Origin of the sequence: Chryseobacterium sp. JV558 (genome assembly GCF_033712365.1) — a bacterium.
Classification (GTDB): domain Bacteria; phylum Bacteroidota; class Bacteroidia; order Flavobacteriales; family Weeksellaceae; genus Chryseobacterium.
The window spans coordinates 660,896-674,301 of the sequence record NZ_WJHU01000003.1; the positions used below are offsets into that span (position 1 = coordinate 660,896).

Sequence of the window (13,406 nt, forward strand, 5' to 3'; positions counted from 1 at the left end):
TCTTTTTTTTTGCCCTCACCATGCCCTGGTGGTGGAACTGGTAGACACGCAGGACTTAAAATCCTGTATCTTCGGATGTACGGGTTCAAGTCCCGTCTGGGGTACAAGTCCCTCTGTAATCATATTACAGAGGGATTTTTGTTTTAAAATGGTTCTGAAAATGCTGTCACTCGTTTTTTCAATGTAAATATCTCCTTTCCTTTTTTATATTTTGAAAATAAAATTTCAAAAAAGAAAGACTTAAAGCGTCTTTTGCTACATTTGCTTCAGAAAAAACAAAACCATGAAATTATTCAATACCATTGTAGTCGTTAGCATGATAGCTGCTTCTAACCCATTATTCTCACAAACATCCAGCGAAAGCAAAGCCAAAGAAATTATTGAAAAAGCCATTCAGGCAGAAGGTGGAAAAAAGCTTCTGAGCAGCATAAAAACGCTTTATTCCAAATCTGAAACGGTAATGGACGGCCGAAATGTGAATTGGATCACAAAAGAAATGGTTCCCAATAAAGGAAGTTTTGAAATTGAATATCAGGGAAGAATTGTTTACAAATCATGGTTTGACGGTAAAACAGGTTACGAATTGGTCAACGGTGAGAGAAAGCTGGCTGATCCTGCTGAGTTTAAGGATAAGGCTGACAGAAAGTACATCATGAATGAACTTGCTTATATAGACCCCAAACTATACAAGATTGAACTTATTGAAGAAAATCCTGATAAGATCTATTATAAAATAAAAGCAACCTATGTCACAGGAAAAGTGACTTATCTGTATTATGATGTAAAGTCATTCTTTCTTAGCAAAGAAGAAACGGTTGAAAACGGAAATAAAGATTCATTTTCTACCGTTTTACAAAGTGATTATAAAAAATTTGGAGATCTTTGGTATGCTACTAAATCAACATTTGTTTCTGAAAATGGGAATCAGGAAGCAACGCTTGTAGATTTGTACTATAATAAAAACATTGAGGATAAAGATTTTAAATAATTGAAATAAAACCTATCTGGATTAAAATAAAGCCTTTTGTAAATGAACTACAAATGGTTTTATTTTATTAAACTGGATAAAAAAACCGTTTCACAGGCTGTGAAACGGTCAAAAATATATTGAGAGGTGATTAGTTGCCTAATTCAAGTTGATTTTTAACAAGACTGTAGTAATCTGCTTTTTTGTTGACAAGTTCCTGGTGGTTTCCCTTTTCAACAACAGCTCCATTTTTCAGAACGATAATCTGGTCTGCATTTTTTACGGTGCTTAAGCGGTGTGCTACAATAATTACAGTTTTTCCTTTGAAAAATTCCTGAAGGTTGTCATGAATGATCTTTTCATTTTCTGCATCCAGTGCCGAAGTTGCTTCGTCAAATAGTATAAAATGAGGGTTTTTATACACTGCTCTTGCAATAAGAACTCTTTGCTTTTGTCCTCCGGAAATTCCGTTGCCGGCTGCTCCTATTTTGGTGCTGTATCCTAACGGAAGATTATCAATGAAAGAGGAAATGTTGGCTACCCTTACCGCATTTTCCATTTTTCGGGTGTTGACCTCAACTTCGCTGGTGGCAATATTTCTTTCGATAGTGTCTGAGAAAATAAATCCGTCCTGCATTACCACTCCATAGTTTTCTCTTATGCTTTTAGGAGAAAGGGTTAGAATATCATCTTCGTTATAATGAATGGTACCATGAGTAGGATTGTAGAATTTCAGTAAAAGCTTCATTAAAGTAGTTTTTCCACTTCCGCTGGCGCCTACAATAGCGGTGACTTTGCCTTCAGGGATGAACAGGTTGACATCCTTTAAAACAAACTGAGATTTTGGGCCCTCATATTGGAAAGAAACATTGTTTAAGGTAATTCCTTTCTCTTCTTCTGAATAAGTATTGTTGATTTCAAGCGCTTTCATTCCTTCTTTTTCCTCTTCTTCATGATTCTGAACTTCATTTAATCTTGAAAGGCTCAGCTTTGCATCCTGTAATGAACGGAAGAAAGAAATCATTTGGTTAACAGGAGAGTTCAGCTGCCCGATGATGTAAGATATCGCCAATAGCTCACCGATGGTCATATTTCCTTTTACAACCTGCAATGCCGCAAAGAAAGTAACGAAAATGTTTTTTAGCTGATTAAGAAATTCAAATCCTGAAAACTGATACTGATCTACTTTTAAGATACGAAGGGTCGTTTTGAAAAGCTTATTTTGAATACCTTCCCACTCCTGTCTTTTATAGTCTTCGAATTGGTTGAGTTTCATTTCAGAAACCCCATTCAGAATTTCATAAACACTTTCTTGGCTTTGTCCTTTTTCTCTGAACCGGTAATAATCGAGGATTTCTCTTTTCTTTAACCAGTACTGCGCCCAAACAAGAGATAATGCAGTCAGAGATGAGTAAATAAGTACAATCGTTACATTATAATACCAAAGCACTCCGAAAAACACAAGAAAAGTCACCATAGAGAAGAAAGTCATAAGACTCTGAGAGGTAAGAAAGTCTTCTATTCTCTCGTTATCCTGGATTCTCTGGGTAAAGTCTCCCTTCATCTTGGTATCAAAAAAGCCCATTGGAAGGAGAAGCATCTTCTTCAGAAAGTCTGAAATAATAGAAATACTAATTCTGGTTCCGATATAAAGCATCAGCCAGTTTCTGAGAATTTCTATGGTAATACTTCCTAAATATAATACAACCTGGGAGATCAAAATGATCGTAATAAGGTCTATATCTTTTGTGTTAACTCCCTTATCAATAAGTGTTTGTGTAAGGAAAGGAAAGACAAGACTCAGGCAGCTTCCGATAAGAAGCATTCCGGACAAAAAGAGGAATTTGCTTTTATGTTCTTTGAAATATTTCATGGCAAAAGAAATACTCAACTTGTCTTCTTCCGGGAAAGTCTGCTGATAAAAACTGTTGGTAGGACTTACGAAAAGAGCAATACCGGTTTCGCCGTCTGATAGCCAGCTTTTAAGAAAGTCTTTTTCGCTAAGCCAGATCATTCCATGGCTTGGATCAGCAATTCTGTAGCGTTTTTTTCCTGTGATAAGGCTTTTCTTTACATCAAGAAGTACTACGAAATGGTTTTTATTCCAGTGAAGAATGCAAGGCAGGCTGCCGTTTTCATCCAAAGTCTGTAATGTCAGCTTGGCCGGATAAGTTTCAAATCCAATATCTTCGCATAGTTCACTGATGCTCAGTAAGCTAACTCCTTCTCTGGATAGGTTGGCATTTTCTTTTAAAAAATGTAACGGAATCTGCTTGCCAAAGTAGGAAGCCACCATTGCGATACATGCAGGACCGCAGTCCATTTGGTCGTGTTGAGGGATAAATTTTAGCTTCATGATACTAGATATTTTCTTTTGCCGATTTTCATTTTATAATACTTTTCTACAATGCCGTAAATGATCAGTTCGTGCATTCTGTGTCTGGACCTGATCAGTCTGTTGATATGCATATGAATAAAACTGCTGACTAATCTTTCTTTTTGAATGGTCTTCAGATTTTCTATTTCTCTGCAGTTGTCTTTCATAGAAGTGACAAACTCTGAGAAATACTGATTGTCATTTGATTCTACGATCTCGCTGATGAGATTCAGGTTCGTTCTGTATTTCAGATCCAGCTGTTTCTTAAGGTTGCTGTCTACATTAAACTCGCGTTGAAACTGAGTATAAATTTTGTTGATCACTTCATACCGTTTATCAAGATCTAGCTGGAAGACATCGAAATACGTATCAATACTTTTGATGGAGTATAACCAGAGGTCATCATTATTTGGAATGTTTTTAAGCAGATTAACAGTCAATTGGCTGTCATAATGGAAGATATGTTCTGCGGTATCAATAAATTCACCTTCATATCTTTCATACTCTCTGTCATAGGTTCCCATTTCTACTTTATTAATGATTCCTTCGCTGATATATTTATCAAAATAATCGTTGAAAGTGGTAATAATCTGGGCGGTGTTGGTGAGCTTGTTATCATTGATTTCCAGTCTCAGTCTGATATGATTGTCAGGGTCACTGTATCGTATGTAGAACCATTTTTTGATCAGCTCTTCTTCACTTAGGTGAGGTAAAAGATCCGGAAATACATCCTGTAATATTTTGTCTGAAAACTTGTTGCCGCAATAGATTTTATAGTACAGCCATTTGTTCCCTGGGATAAATTTATTATCAGAAATATTGACATTGAAAAGATGCTGATCCAGTTCTGTTTTAAATGCTTTATAACTTTTGTTGATCATTGGGATGACAATCTCGTTGTTGAACTCATCAGTCTCAAGATTGTAAAGACATTCGGTAAGGGTTACGGTTTCCTTGGATCTCAGTTCATCAATAAGGAATAATAAAAGATTATCATTTTCAGTATCGATCAATAGTTTGTTATCTCCCTGGGATATAAAGAAATATCTGTTGACTTTTTTCTCTGAAAGGTATTCTTTTACCGTTTTAATGCTTTCAGTATTGTTTTTGGTCTTAATTGCAGATACTTCATTCTGATATAGTCTCCATAATGCCGGAGTGAAGATGATATCATCACCATGCGTGATTCTAGGAATATAGTCATACATCAGGTAGTTGGTATCTCCAATATTTAAAACTAATGCTGTGGAAACATCCTGATGCTGAAGGTCACACAGAAACTGATAGACAGGAAGCGAATTATAATCAAAATTATGAGCGGTAGAGTGGAATATTTTCACTTCTTTATTCAGCTCTTTATGGAATAATACGATTCTTTTATCAATCATTTTAATGTAAAGATCTGTCAGGGCAATGGTATTTTCCGAATCTGAGGATTTGGTAAGATAAGAAAGCTGATTTCCTCTTTTTACCTGTCTCAGTAAGATATTTCCCACTCTGTTGTCCGGCAAATGAAGTAGTTCTGCATAGATAAAATGGTGATCATTCTGTTCTTCTTTGATGATTCTGTTCATTGGAGCCAGGATTTCTTCATCTTCATTGGAAAATCTCGCAATAAGATTGGCAGCGCTTGTTCCGCCTACAGAAGAGATTGCTATTTTATCAGATACCTTTTCAATCATTACGGCCATCGATCTTGCAAGGCTTACTTCATCTGCATTCTGAAGGCTGTTGATGTCGTGCTGGCTAAGATCTATAGCAGTATCTCCATTGATATTGGCTTTGTTGATGATTCTTCTCCAGAATTCATGAATCTTTTTATTGTACGTGATAGAGAATGAATCATTACTGGAATTGGGCCAGCTCAGGGTATCCAACAGGGAAGAAAAGTCGTTTTCGCTATTTTGTTCCTGAATATATCCAATGCCGCTTTCGTTATCCAGTACTTCAACTAAAGGCACCAGGCTCTCTTCATATCTTGCGTAAAAAGCAGACTTAAACTTTTCTAAATTTTCATTCACCGTTTCACTTCCTTTATCCCAAAAGCATGATAGGGTATTGATTCCCTTTTTGATTTTGGAAAGATCTTCTCTGGTAACAGGAGAAAAGTCAAGATTTCTTTTTAAGGATGAATTGATCAGATATTTTCTGTCATACAGGATGGAGAATTGGTTGGCAAGTGCAAATATTTCGTTGTAATATTCCTGAGATTGTCCTACTCTGGAGTTCAGCAATTCCATATAGCTTTCCATTTTGATCAGGATTTCCAGATAACGGTCCAGTTCAGGATAGATTCCTTTTTTTGAACTTAAATATCCAATAATCTGAGACAAAGGAGAGTGCTCATTCAGGCAGATATCAAAGTTACTTTTAAAGAACTGGGCATCAATCAGGCTGAAAATATAGTATTTTGCATCTTCTTCGGAAACTCCTTCTACATTTTCTGCAACGAGAGCAACCAGACTGTCAAAAGAATAAGATTGGGCAGCCACAGTTTCAACCAGAAAATCCAGAAGTTCATCTTTTTCCAATGAGCTTAAAGTATAGACTCTTTTTTCGTTTTGTATTGCGGTTTCGATATATCGGTAATAATCACCTAACTTATAGATGGAGTCATTAAGTGCATATTCGTGAACCTCTGGAAAGTCTCTGTTGATTAATACTATAACCTGAAAAAGGAAAGAAAGATCCAGCGTAGTATAGCGGTGGATAGCATTCATATTTCCTGCTTCAATATTTTTATTGTCTGAGTTGAGTTCAAAAGCAGAATGGGAAGCAAATGTTCCGAAAGGAGTAGACCTGGTAGTTATTCTGATGTAATATTTCAGAATAGAATTGTTGATTCTGTTTCTCTTTACCAGAGATAAAGAAGGATCGTCCTGGCACAATCTTGCCCATTCGTTATACAGCTCATAAGAGGCTAAAAAGATAGATTCTCTGAAAACTTCATCATTCCATAATTCAAGAACAAAATGATCAAGATCTGCTGTATTTTTCGGTATATTGTTATATTGTTTGAATGAGTATAAAGAGTTTCTCATAAAACCAATATTGATGTTATCTAACTGCGTTTTCATGTTGAATAGATTGTAGGTTGTAATGGTTGCTTATCACTTCAGCGTTTTCGATTTTCTTGTCACTGTCCGGCTCTGTGTCATATAAAATGAATTCATCAACAGACAGTTTTTCATCCAGTTTTTCAATCAGTTCAAAAAGCTCTTCAAAGTTGAGGTTGAGGATTTTGAAAGATTCAGATTCATCTGCATCGGATTTTATTTCATTGACTTCTGAAAGGTTGATCGCCAGAGCCAGTGATATTTTAGGAACAAATCCGTTTTGCTGTGCAAAAGAATCTCTGTATCTGTTGATCTCTTCTTTTTTATCTTCAAGATTTTCAAGGAATTTTCCACTTCCGTGAAAGGCTGAAACACAATAGTTTGAGTGTAAATTGATAGCATCATCCAGATTGTTCAAAGAAGAAGAAAGATACCAGAGGTCAGGGATCAGTCCGCCGTAGGGAGGAATTAAAATTCCTTCTTTTTCGTTCTTTTCAGCTTCAGAATAAAATAATTCGTGGATTTCGTGGGCATTTTCCTTAAAAACAACTCCGGTACCTCTTTCAAGAATATCCGGATTCAAAAGGTTTTTGGTGTGCTCACTTTCAGGAATCCCTTTTGACAGGCCCAAGTCTATTCTTCCGTTGAATATATTGTTGATCAGTTTATAATTGGTAGCGACAGCGTAAGGAGAATAACTGGGAACTGAAGTTCCTGCAGATCCTACTCTTATTTTTTCTGTCATTCCGGCGATCATGGCAATCACGATATCCGGATTTGAAAATGCAAGATTCTTAAGGTGGGAATAATGATGCTCTGCCAGCCAGAATCTGCTGTATCCTAATCTCTCTGCATGAAGGGCATAATCAACTACATCGTTAAGAGCTGTGATTGAATCTTTGCCGCTTCTGTATCCTAGTTCTAGTAATCCTATGCTTTTTGTTTTCATGTTACAGTAAAAATTTTAGATATTTAGTTTTGTCGATTTTATCATTGAGGGTGATCAATGCTCCGGTTTTTCCAAAGATTAGGGAGCTGTCCTGTTCTGTTAATGGCTGGTCCAATTCGTTTTCCAGGATTTCCAGTGATCTTTTCATCCAGAAGCTTTTGGCTTGTTTATAATCCGGATGGGCGTCTTTTTCATTAATCTCGTGATACAGCTGTACAAGTCCTGAAGTTCCGTGGCAATACTGGATAAATTCTACGCCTGTATTGGCCATTACTTTCCTTTTTGTAGTTTCTAAGCCCAGTTCATGAGCCATATCTCTGTATTTTGTTTCCTGCAGTGTTTCGCCTGTTTTATAAAGGAGATAAGAGAAAGAAAGATCGCTGTTGCACCAGCAAAGTCTGTTGTTGTGAAAAGGCTTCAACAGGTTTTCTGCTATTTTGTAATTGTAGGGTTTATATATTCTGGTATTTTCTACTTCGTGGACATCAAAATTGGAAATAATGAAATCCAGACAGATGTTAATAATGTGCCTTGCTTTTTCCGTCATTACCGGAAGGCTCAAAAGATTATTAACAATAGAAAGATAGCCATAGTTGAATCCTAAGTTAATACCATCTGCATAGCTGTCATTCAGCTTATTTTCAAATGGAGTGGGGTGAGAAATGCATTCATCATAAAGGATGTTTACAATTTCGCTGCTATACTGTTCATTTCTGATGGTGTTGAAATAATGGAGATTTCCTATCGGGCCATCAAAAAAAGTATAATTGTCTTCCTTCAGCATGGTAACGGATTGCTGGAAGATCAGTTCTCCGATGTCAGTAATCTGGTCATCAAAATCGTCCTGTATTAATCCGTCTTTTTTTAATAAATCCAGGATAATGCCCAGTCCGGTCATTCCTTTGGATAGATTCGGGAGTGTATATACGTTGCTCTCTTTTTGAATGTTGCCATTCTCAAAGACTTCTTCAAGGATAGCTCCTACTTTGTTCACATAGATATCATTTCCGGAGATTTGATATTGTGTTAAGAAATAGAGCAGCAGTCCCAGTTTTCCATAAAGCAATCCATCAGGTAAATTTCCATAATCAAAATCAAGAAGTTTTTGATCGTATTCATGAAGAATGGTCGTGATATTTTGAGATTGTAGAGTTTCCATTATAGATCGTAATTATAGAATGAGACGTAGTTGTGATTGGTTTTAATGACATTGTTCATCAGGGTGATCCCGATTCCTGCTATGCCCTGGCCGAGGGCCATATTGATGTTGTCAAATTCTGCATTGTAATAGGCTTTGAATCCTGCCCATTTTTCATTTTCATTATTTTTTGACTGAAGAAGATGCTCGTGCCAATATTCTTTGGCTTCCAAAAAGGCATCCTGTTCCGTAAGATGATAAAGGTTTTTGTATAATGCGGATAATCCGGCAGAACCATAAATTAATCCCGGTTCCAGGATAGCAGACTGATCAGTATCTTTAAACTTTGTAGTATTGAGTAAGATATGAAGTCCTTTGTCGCAATAGTCTTTATGTTCTAAGAGAATTCCGGCGTTGTAAAAAGTATAGCCAATTCCTATTTCACCGTATGCCAGATTGTGATAATCTATGTAGACGTCTTCAAAAGCATTGAACGGGAAAAACGTGATATTGTCTGTATTGCTTTCTTTGCAGTTCCATATAAATGATAATCCTCTGTGAATGAGATCTAAAGATTCCTTACTGTAGATCTTATTTTTATAAAGGAATAACAAATAGTTGATTACTCCTGCTGTTCCGTGTCCTAAGCCGAGTTCTACATAGGGATTTTCTTTATCCCGAAGATCAAACTTCCAGTAGCTTCCGCTGTCATGGTTTTGAGTAAGCTCAATGACTTTATCCAAGGTTTTCTCTATCAGGTATTTTTTGTCTTCAAGATTTCTTAGTACGAAATACTTGGCAAAACTCGGAAAGCCGCTTGTTAAATCAAGGTCTCCCTGCTCTGTTTTCTGGATCAGTATTTCTTCCAGTATTTCATCTATATTTTCCAGTAGAGAATCAATTTCGCTGTCTAAAACTTCTTCCTGTTTCAGGAACATAAGATATAATCCCAGCTCTCTTATCTCATCATTAAAATGAAGACTTTTATAATCTTCTGTTAAAACAGACAGAGACTTTTCAATGTAATGGGTTACCAATTCTAAAGATTCTGATTCTTTGGTCATTAGATAATGATAATAATAAAACATTGAAGCACTTAGAATCCCGTTATTAAGACCGATTCCGGTAAGGGAAGTATCTTTTTTGCGGATACATTCTTCTATTTCTGAGATGATTAGTTTTTCTTTTTGCATGATCTGAGAGCTTTGGGATTATATAATTTTTTTTAAAAGAGGGAGTTTTATCAAAAGTGCTCCCTCTTTTATAGGAGAAGATTACTTCGCTATTCTTGTTTGTACTACTGTGTTTCCACCGCAAGAACACTGTCCGCAAGACTGCGCTGCTGCCTGAAGACTGTTAACCCCTCCTTTTAGGCTATTCATTTGCTCTTCCTGTAATTTGCTGATTTGCTCTTTGTTGATTTGAAGACCCTTAGTTAGTTTCATTTTGTTCATGATGTTTAATTTTAAATTGTTATTGTTTATTTTAAATGTAATGGGCTGATTAAGATGCTACTCTTGTTTTTACGATTGTGTTTCCACCGCAAGAACACTGTCCGCAAGACTGAGCTGCTGCCTGAAGGCTGTTAACCCCACCTTTAAGGCTGTTCATTTGCTCCTCCTGAAGCTTGCTGATTTGTTCTTTGTTGATTTGTAGTCCTTTAGTTAATTTAATTTTGTGCATGATTTTGATTTTTAAATTGTTATTGTTTATTGTAAATGTGATTTGGAAAGTTGATTATTGAGCTGCTCTCGTTTTTACGATTGTGTTTCCACCGCAAGAACACTGTCCGCAAGATTGTGCTGCTGCCTGAAGGCTGTTAACCCCTCCTTTAAGGCTGTTCATTTGCTCTTCCTGAAGTTTACTGATTTGCTCTTTGTTGATCTGTAATCCTTTAGATAATTTCATTTTGTTCATGATGTTTGATTTTAATTGTTATTGTTTATTTTAATGTGATTGGGTAAGCTGATTACTGAGCTGCTCTTGTTTTTACAATTGTGTTTCCACCGCAAGAACACTGTCCGCAAGACTGAGCTGCTGCCTGAAGGCTGTTAACTCCTCCTTTAAGGCTGTTCATTTGCTCTTCCTGTAATTTGCTGATTTGCTCTTTGTTGATTTGTAATCCTTTTGTTAATTTAATTTTGTGCATGATAGTTGATTTTTAGATTGTTAATGTTATTTTAAATGTGATTGGGTAAGCTGATTATTGAGCTGCTCTTGTTTTTACAATTGTGTTTCCACCACAAGAACACTGTCCGCAAGACTGAGCTGCTGCCTGAAGGCTGTTAACCCCTCCTTTAAGGCTGTTCATTTGCTCTTCCTGTAATTTGCTGATTTGCTCTTTGTTGATTTGTAGTCCTTTTGTTAATTTAATTTTGTGCATGATTTTAAAATTTTTAGTTGATTGGTTTTTGGTTATCTTTTCAAGTCATAAAACCTTTATTGGACCCTACTTGCAAGTATATATTTGATTAATTAATTCTGTTTCTTTCGTCTTCGTTTCCGAAGTTTCTCTGCTGTTCAGATTTCAGATTCTTGTTTCCGAACTTGTAGCTCAAAGAGACTCTTACTCCTCTTGTGTCGCCATAGCTGCTGAAGTCTGTTTTTACGCCATTAGATTCATAAGTGATTACAGGGCGCTGGCCGTTTAAAAGATCCATACCGGTAACAGTCAGGGTCAGTTTCTTATCCAGCAGCAGGAATTTCATAGACACATCCAGAATATTCATGGTTGAGATATGAAAAATCTGATAACGTCCCGGAAGCTGCAGGCCATAATTGGCGCTGAAGAATATGGTTTTAGACTTGTTCAGTGTAAAATCGTTGTTAGAATAGAAATACGCATTGTAGCCATCTATTGAACTGATGAAATCTGTTTTGGATTTTACATTCTGGTAATTCACATTGAATCCTGTAAAGCTGTTCCACCAGGTCCATTTATTAAAATTGTAATACATGGAAACCCCGATCTGATACGTATTGGCATAATTCAAAGGTGTGCTTCTTGTGATATTGGTATTCCGATCCAGAATAGCAAGATCCTGGCTGAAGTCTGATACCTGAGAATAATACACTGAGGATACCCATTTCTGATTTCTTACATATGAAAACTCCAGATTATCAATGATAGACGGTTTTAAGAACGGATTTCCTTCCGAATAATAATAAGGGCTTGTACGCACCACAAACGGATTCAGATACTCAAAATTCGGTCTGCGGATTCTTCTGCTGTAGTTCAGCGAGAAAGAATTCTTATCATCTGGATTGTAAGTCAGATACGCAGTTGGGAATAATTTGACATAATCATTTTTGTTGGTTTGATTCATATTATGTGAATATCCGGTTGTCTGCGTTGCTTCCATTCTAAGACCAGCCTGGGTTTCCCATTTTTCGCCCAGCTTTTTGCTTGCAGAAACATATAATGCTTCGTTATGCTCCTTATAATTAAAGATATTCGACTGATCGGTATTCAAAACAGGAGTTCCGGTTTTATGATCCAAAACAACAAGATCATTGTTCGTATTCGTATAGGTATACTTCCCTCCGAAGCTTAAAGAAGCCCATTTCAGCGGCATTTCCACATCCACTTTTCCTGAATAGTTTTCAATACGGTTCACATTGGTATTCGTGGCGGAGAAAAAGCTTCCCGGCAGAATATTTCTCTGAGGATCCAGCTCATTTCCTGCATAAAAGTTATAATCGCTCTTTCTGTAGTTGAAATAATCAAAATCAGTGGTGATTTTGGTCCCTGCAGAATCTATTTTAAAGGTGTTGTACCAGTTAAGGGAATTCATATTAGGCTTATTGTTGGCATCCACATCAGATGTGATATAGGAGTTTACAGCTCCTGACGGATTAAACCTTGAGGTAAAAGGACTGTTTGATGAGGTGTTTCTGGTAAAACTGCCCAGATACTTTACCCCGGTTGTCCATTTATCAGATATTTTGTAATCCACACCAAGGCCCAATCCGAGATTGTTCTCTTCAGATTTATTTTTGACATTCAGGATCCATAGCTCATCCGGATAGTAAATTTTACTGTCAGATGTCGTGCGGAGTCTCTGGGAATTGGTATTGGCGGTTAGCTGTAAAGACAGCCTGTTGCGGTTATAATTAAATGCTCCCTGAAGACCGCCTCCTGCATATGTTTTTTGAGTATAGCTGCCTCCGATATTGGCATTCCAGGAATTCGGTTTTCCTCTTTTTAATTTGATATTAATCAGTCCGCTGTCTCCCTCTGCATCATACTTTGCCGGTGGGGTGGTGATGACTTCAATAGACTGGATATTGTCTGAAGGAATCGATTTTAATAAACTTGATAAATCATCCGGAGACATTCTCTGAATACGGTCGTCTATCATGACCAGTACTTCTCCTTTTCCAACGATAGATACTTTTTCGTCCTGGATGCGAACCAGTGGAGTTGTTTTTAAAGCGTCCAATGCTGTACCTCCTGTCGCAGCAACCGAATTTTCTACATTGAAAACAAGACGGTCTATTTTTCTTTCAACTAATTTTTTCTTTTGTGTCAGGGTAATTGCTTGAATTTCTTTACTTTCCGGCTGACTTTCTTTGATGGTATAGTTTCTTGTAATCTCTCCTTCTATTTTTTCATTTCCTTCGTATACTTTGCTTCCATTCAGGAAAAATTCCATTTTATAAGAATCTGCTTTTGGAAGTTTAATAGAGAAAATTCCGTTTTCATCAGTGATCGTTGAGAATTTATCATTTCCTGCTAACAGGATCACTTCTACATAAGAAATATTGGCTGCCTTTTCATCAGATACTTTACCCGATATACTCTGAGCATTAAGGTGAATGCCCATTCCTAAAAAGGATAATAACGGTATTAAGTATTGCTTTGTCATGATTGTTATTTTATATTTCAAAAGTAGAATGTTGTTTTTTGAATGCTGCTA

The 13,406-nt window shown here is 36.6% G+C and carries 12 protein-coding genes and 1 tRNA gene; 2 read left to right on the forward strand and 11 right to left on the reverse strand.

Annotation, left to right across the window (positions count from 1 at the left end):
• Positions 1-22: 22 nt before the first annotated feature.
• Both GFU89_RS14010 and GFU89_RS14015 read left to right on the forward strand, forming a co-directional pair.
• A tRNA-Leu gene (locus GFU89_RS14010) sits at positions 23-104 on the forward strand.
• A gap of 179 nt (positions 105-283) precedes the next feature.
• Entirely contained in the window at positions 284-988 is a 705-nt protein-coding gene (locus tag GFU89_RS14015; protein WP_318847714.1) for a hypothetical protein, read from the forward strand.
• 130 nt (positions 989-1,118) lie between these two features.
• Here the strand turns inward: GFU89_RS14015 and GFU89_RS14020 are convergent, their stop codons facing one another.
• The 11 genes from GFU89_RS14020 to GFU89_RS14070 all read right to left on the reverse strand — a co-directional run bounded on the left by GFU89_RS14020 (position 1,119) and on the right by GFU89_RS14070 (position 13,355).
• Complete coding sequence (locus GFU89_RS14020) at positions 1,119-3,323, reverse strand: peptidase domain-containing ABC transporter (protein ID WP_318847715.1); 2,205 nt, start codon at positions 3,321-3,323, stop codon at positions 1,119-1,121.
• Positions 3,320-6,421: a lantibiotic dehydratase gene (locus GFU89_RS14025; protein WP_318847716.1), complete on the reverse strand. Its 3,102-nt coding sequence runs from the start codon at positions 6,419-6,421 to the stop codon at positions 3,320-3,322. Before GFU89_RS14025 ends, GFU89_RS14020 begins: the two co-directional genes overlap by 4 nt.
• Positions 6,402-7,349, reverse strand: coding sequence for an LLM class flavin-dependent oxidoreductase (locus GFU89_RS14030; RefSeq protein ID WP_318847717.1), 948 nt, complete (start codon positions 7,347-7,349; stop codon positions 6,402-6,404). Before GFU89_RS14030 ends, GFU89_RS14025 begins: the two co-directional genes overlap by 20 nt.
• A 1-nt stretch (position 7,350) precedes the next feature.
• Positions 7,351-8,508 carry a lanthionine synthetase LanC family protein gene (locus GFU89_RS14035; protein ID WP_318847718.1) on the reverse strand — a complete coding sequence of 386 codons (1,158 nt, stop codon included), beginning with the start codon at positions 8,506-8,508 and terminating at the stop codon, positions 7,351-7,353.
• Positions 8,508-9,680 (reverse strand): lanthionine synthetase LanC family protein, encoded by a 1,173-nt coding sequence (locus tag GFU89_RS14040; protein ID WP_318847719.1) that lies wholly within the window; start codon positions 9,678-9,680, stop codon positions 8,508-8,510. The genes GFU89_RS14035 and GFU89_RS14040 overlap by 1 nt, the downstream gene beginning before the upstream one ends.
• Positions 9,681-9,761: 81 nt before the next feature.
• Complete coding sequence (locus GFU89_RS14045; protein ID WP_174774463.1) at positions 9,762-9,932, reverse strand: class I lanthipeptide; 171 nt, start codon at positions 9,930-9,932, stop codon at positions 9,762-9,764.
• Between the two features lie 58 nt (positions 9,933-9,990).
• A complete protein-coding gene (locus GFU89_RS14050; protein WP_223598131.1) occupies positions 9,991-10,170 on the reverse strand; it encodes a class I lanthipeptide in 180 nt (59 codons plus the stop codon).
• 54 nt (positions 10,171-10,224) lie between these two features.
• Positions 10,225-10,404, reverse strand: a complete 180-nt coding sequence (locus GFU89_RS14055; RefSeq protein ID WP_318847720.1) for a class I lanthipeptide — start codon at positions 10,402-10,404, stop codon at positions 10,225-10,227.
• Positions 10,405-10,456: 52 nt separating this feature from the next.
• A complete protein-coding gene (locus tag GFU89_RS14060) occupies positions 10,457-10,636 on the reverse strand; it encodes a class I lanthipeptide (protein WP_076595230.1) in 180 nt (59 codons plus the stop codon).
• Between the two features lie 54 nt (positions 10,637-10,690).
• Entirely contained in the window at positions 10,691-10,870 is a 180-nt protein-coding gene (locus GFU89_RS14065; protein WP_076595230.1) for a class I lanthipeptide, read from the reverse strand.
• An 88-nt stretch (positions 10,871-10,958) separates the two neighbouring features.
• On the reverse strand, positions 10,959-13,355 hold the full coding sequence (locus tag GFU89_RS14070) for an outer membrane beta-barrel family protein (RefSeq protein ID WP_318847721.1): 2,397 nt from the start codon (positions 13,353-13,355) through the stop codon (positions 10,959-10,961).
• Between the last annotated feature and the right edge of the window lie 51 nt (positions 13,356-13,406).

Bases quoted from the DNA above. Each gene is read 5' to 3' on its own strand.
- GFU89_RS14065 (WP_076595230.1), bottom strand. From the start codon at position 10,870: ATGCACAAAATTAAATTAACAAAAGGACTACAAATCAACAAAGAGCAA.
- GFU89_RS14045 (WP_174774463.1), bottom strand. From the start codon at position 9,932: ATGAAACTAACTAAGGGTCTTCAAATCAACAAAGAGCAAATCAGCAAA.
- GFU89_RS14035 (WP_318847718.1), bottom strand. From the start codon at position 8,508: ATGGAAACTCTACAATCTCAAAATATCACGACCATTCTTCATGAATAC.
- GFU89_RS14050 (WP_223598131.1), bottom strand. From the start codon at position 10,170: ATGCACAAAATTAAATTAACTAAAGGACTACAAATCAACAAAGAACAA.
- GFU89_RS14020 (WP_318847715.1), bottom strand. From the start codon at position 3,323: ATGAAGCTAAAATTTATCCCTCAACACGACCAAATGGACTGCGGTCCT.
- GFU89_RS14040 (WP_318847719.1), bottom strand. From the start codon at position 9,680: ATGCAAAAAGAAAAACTAATCATCTCAGAAATAGAAGAATGTATCCGC.
- GFU89_RS14025 (WP_318847716.1), bottom strand. From the start codon at position 6,421: ATGAAAACGCAGTTAGATAACATCAATATTGGTTTTATGAGAAACTCT.
- GFU89_RS14070 (WP_318847721.1), bottom strand. From the start codon at position 13,355: ATGACAAAGCAATACTTAATACCGTTATTATCCTTTTTAGGAATGGGC.
- GFU89_RS14015 (WP_318847714.1), top strand. From the start codon at position 284: ATGAAATTATTCAATACCATTGTAGTCGTTAGCATGATAGCTGCTTCT.
- GFU89_RS14060 (WP_076595230.1), bottom strand. From the start codon at position 10,636: ATGCACAAAATTAAATTAACAAAAGGATTACAAATCAACAAAGAGCAA.
- GFU89_RS14030 (WP_318847717.1), bottom strand. From the start codon at position 7,349: ATGAAAACAAAAAGCATAGGATTACTAGAACTAGGATACAGAAGCGGC.
- GFU89_RS14055 (WP_318847720.1), bottom strand. From the start codon at position 10,404: ATGAACAAAATGAAATTATCTAAAGGATTACAGATCAACAAAGAGCAA.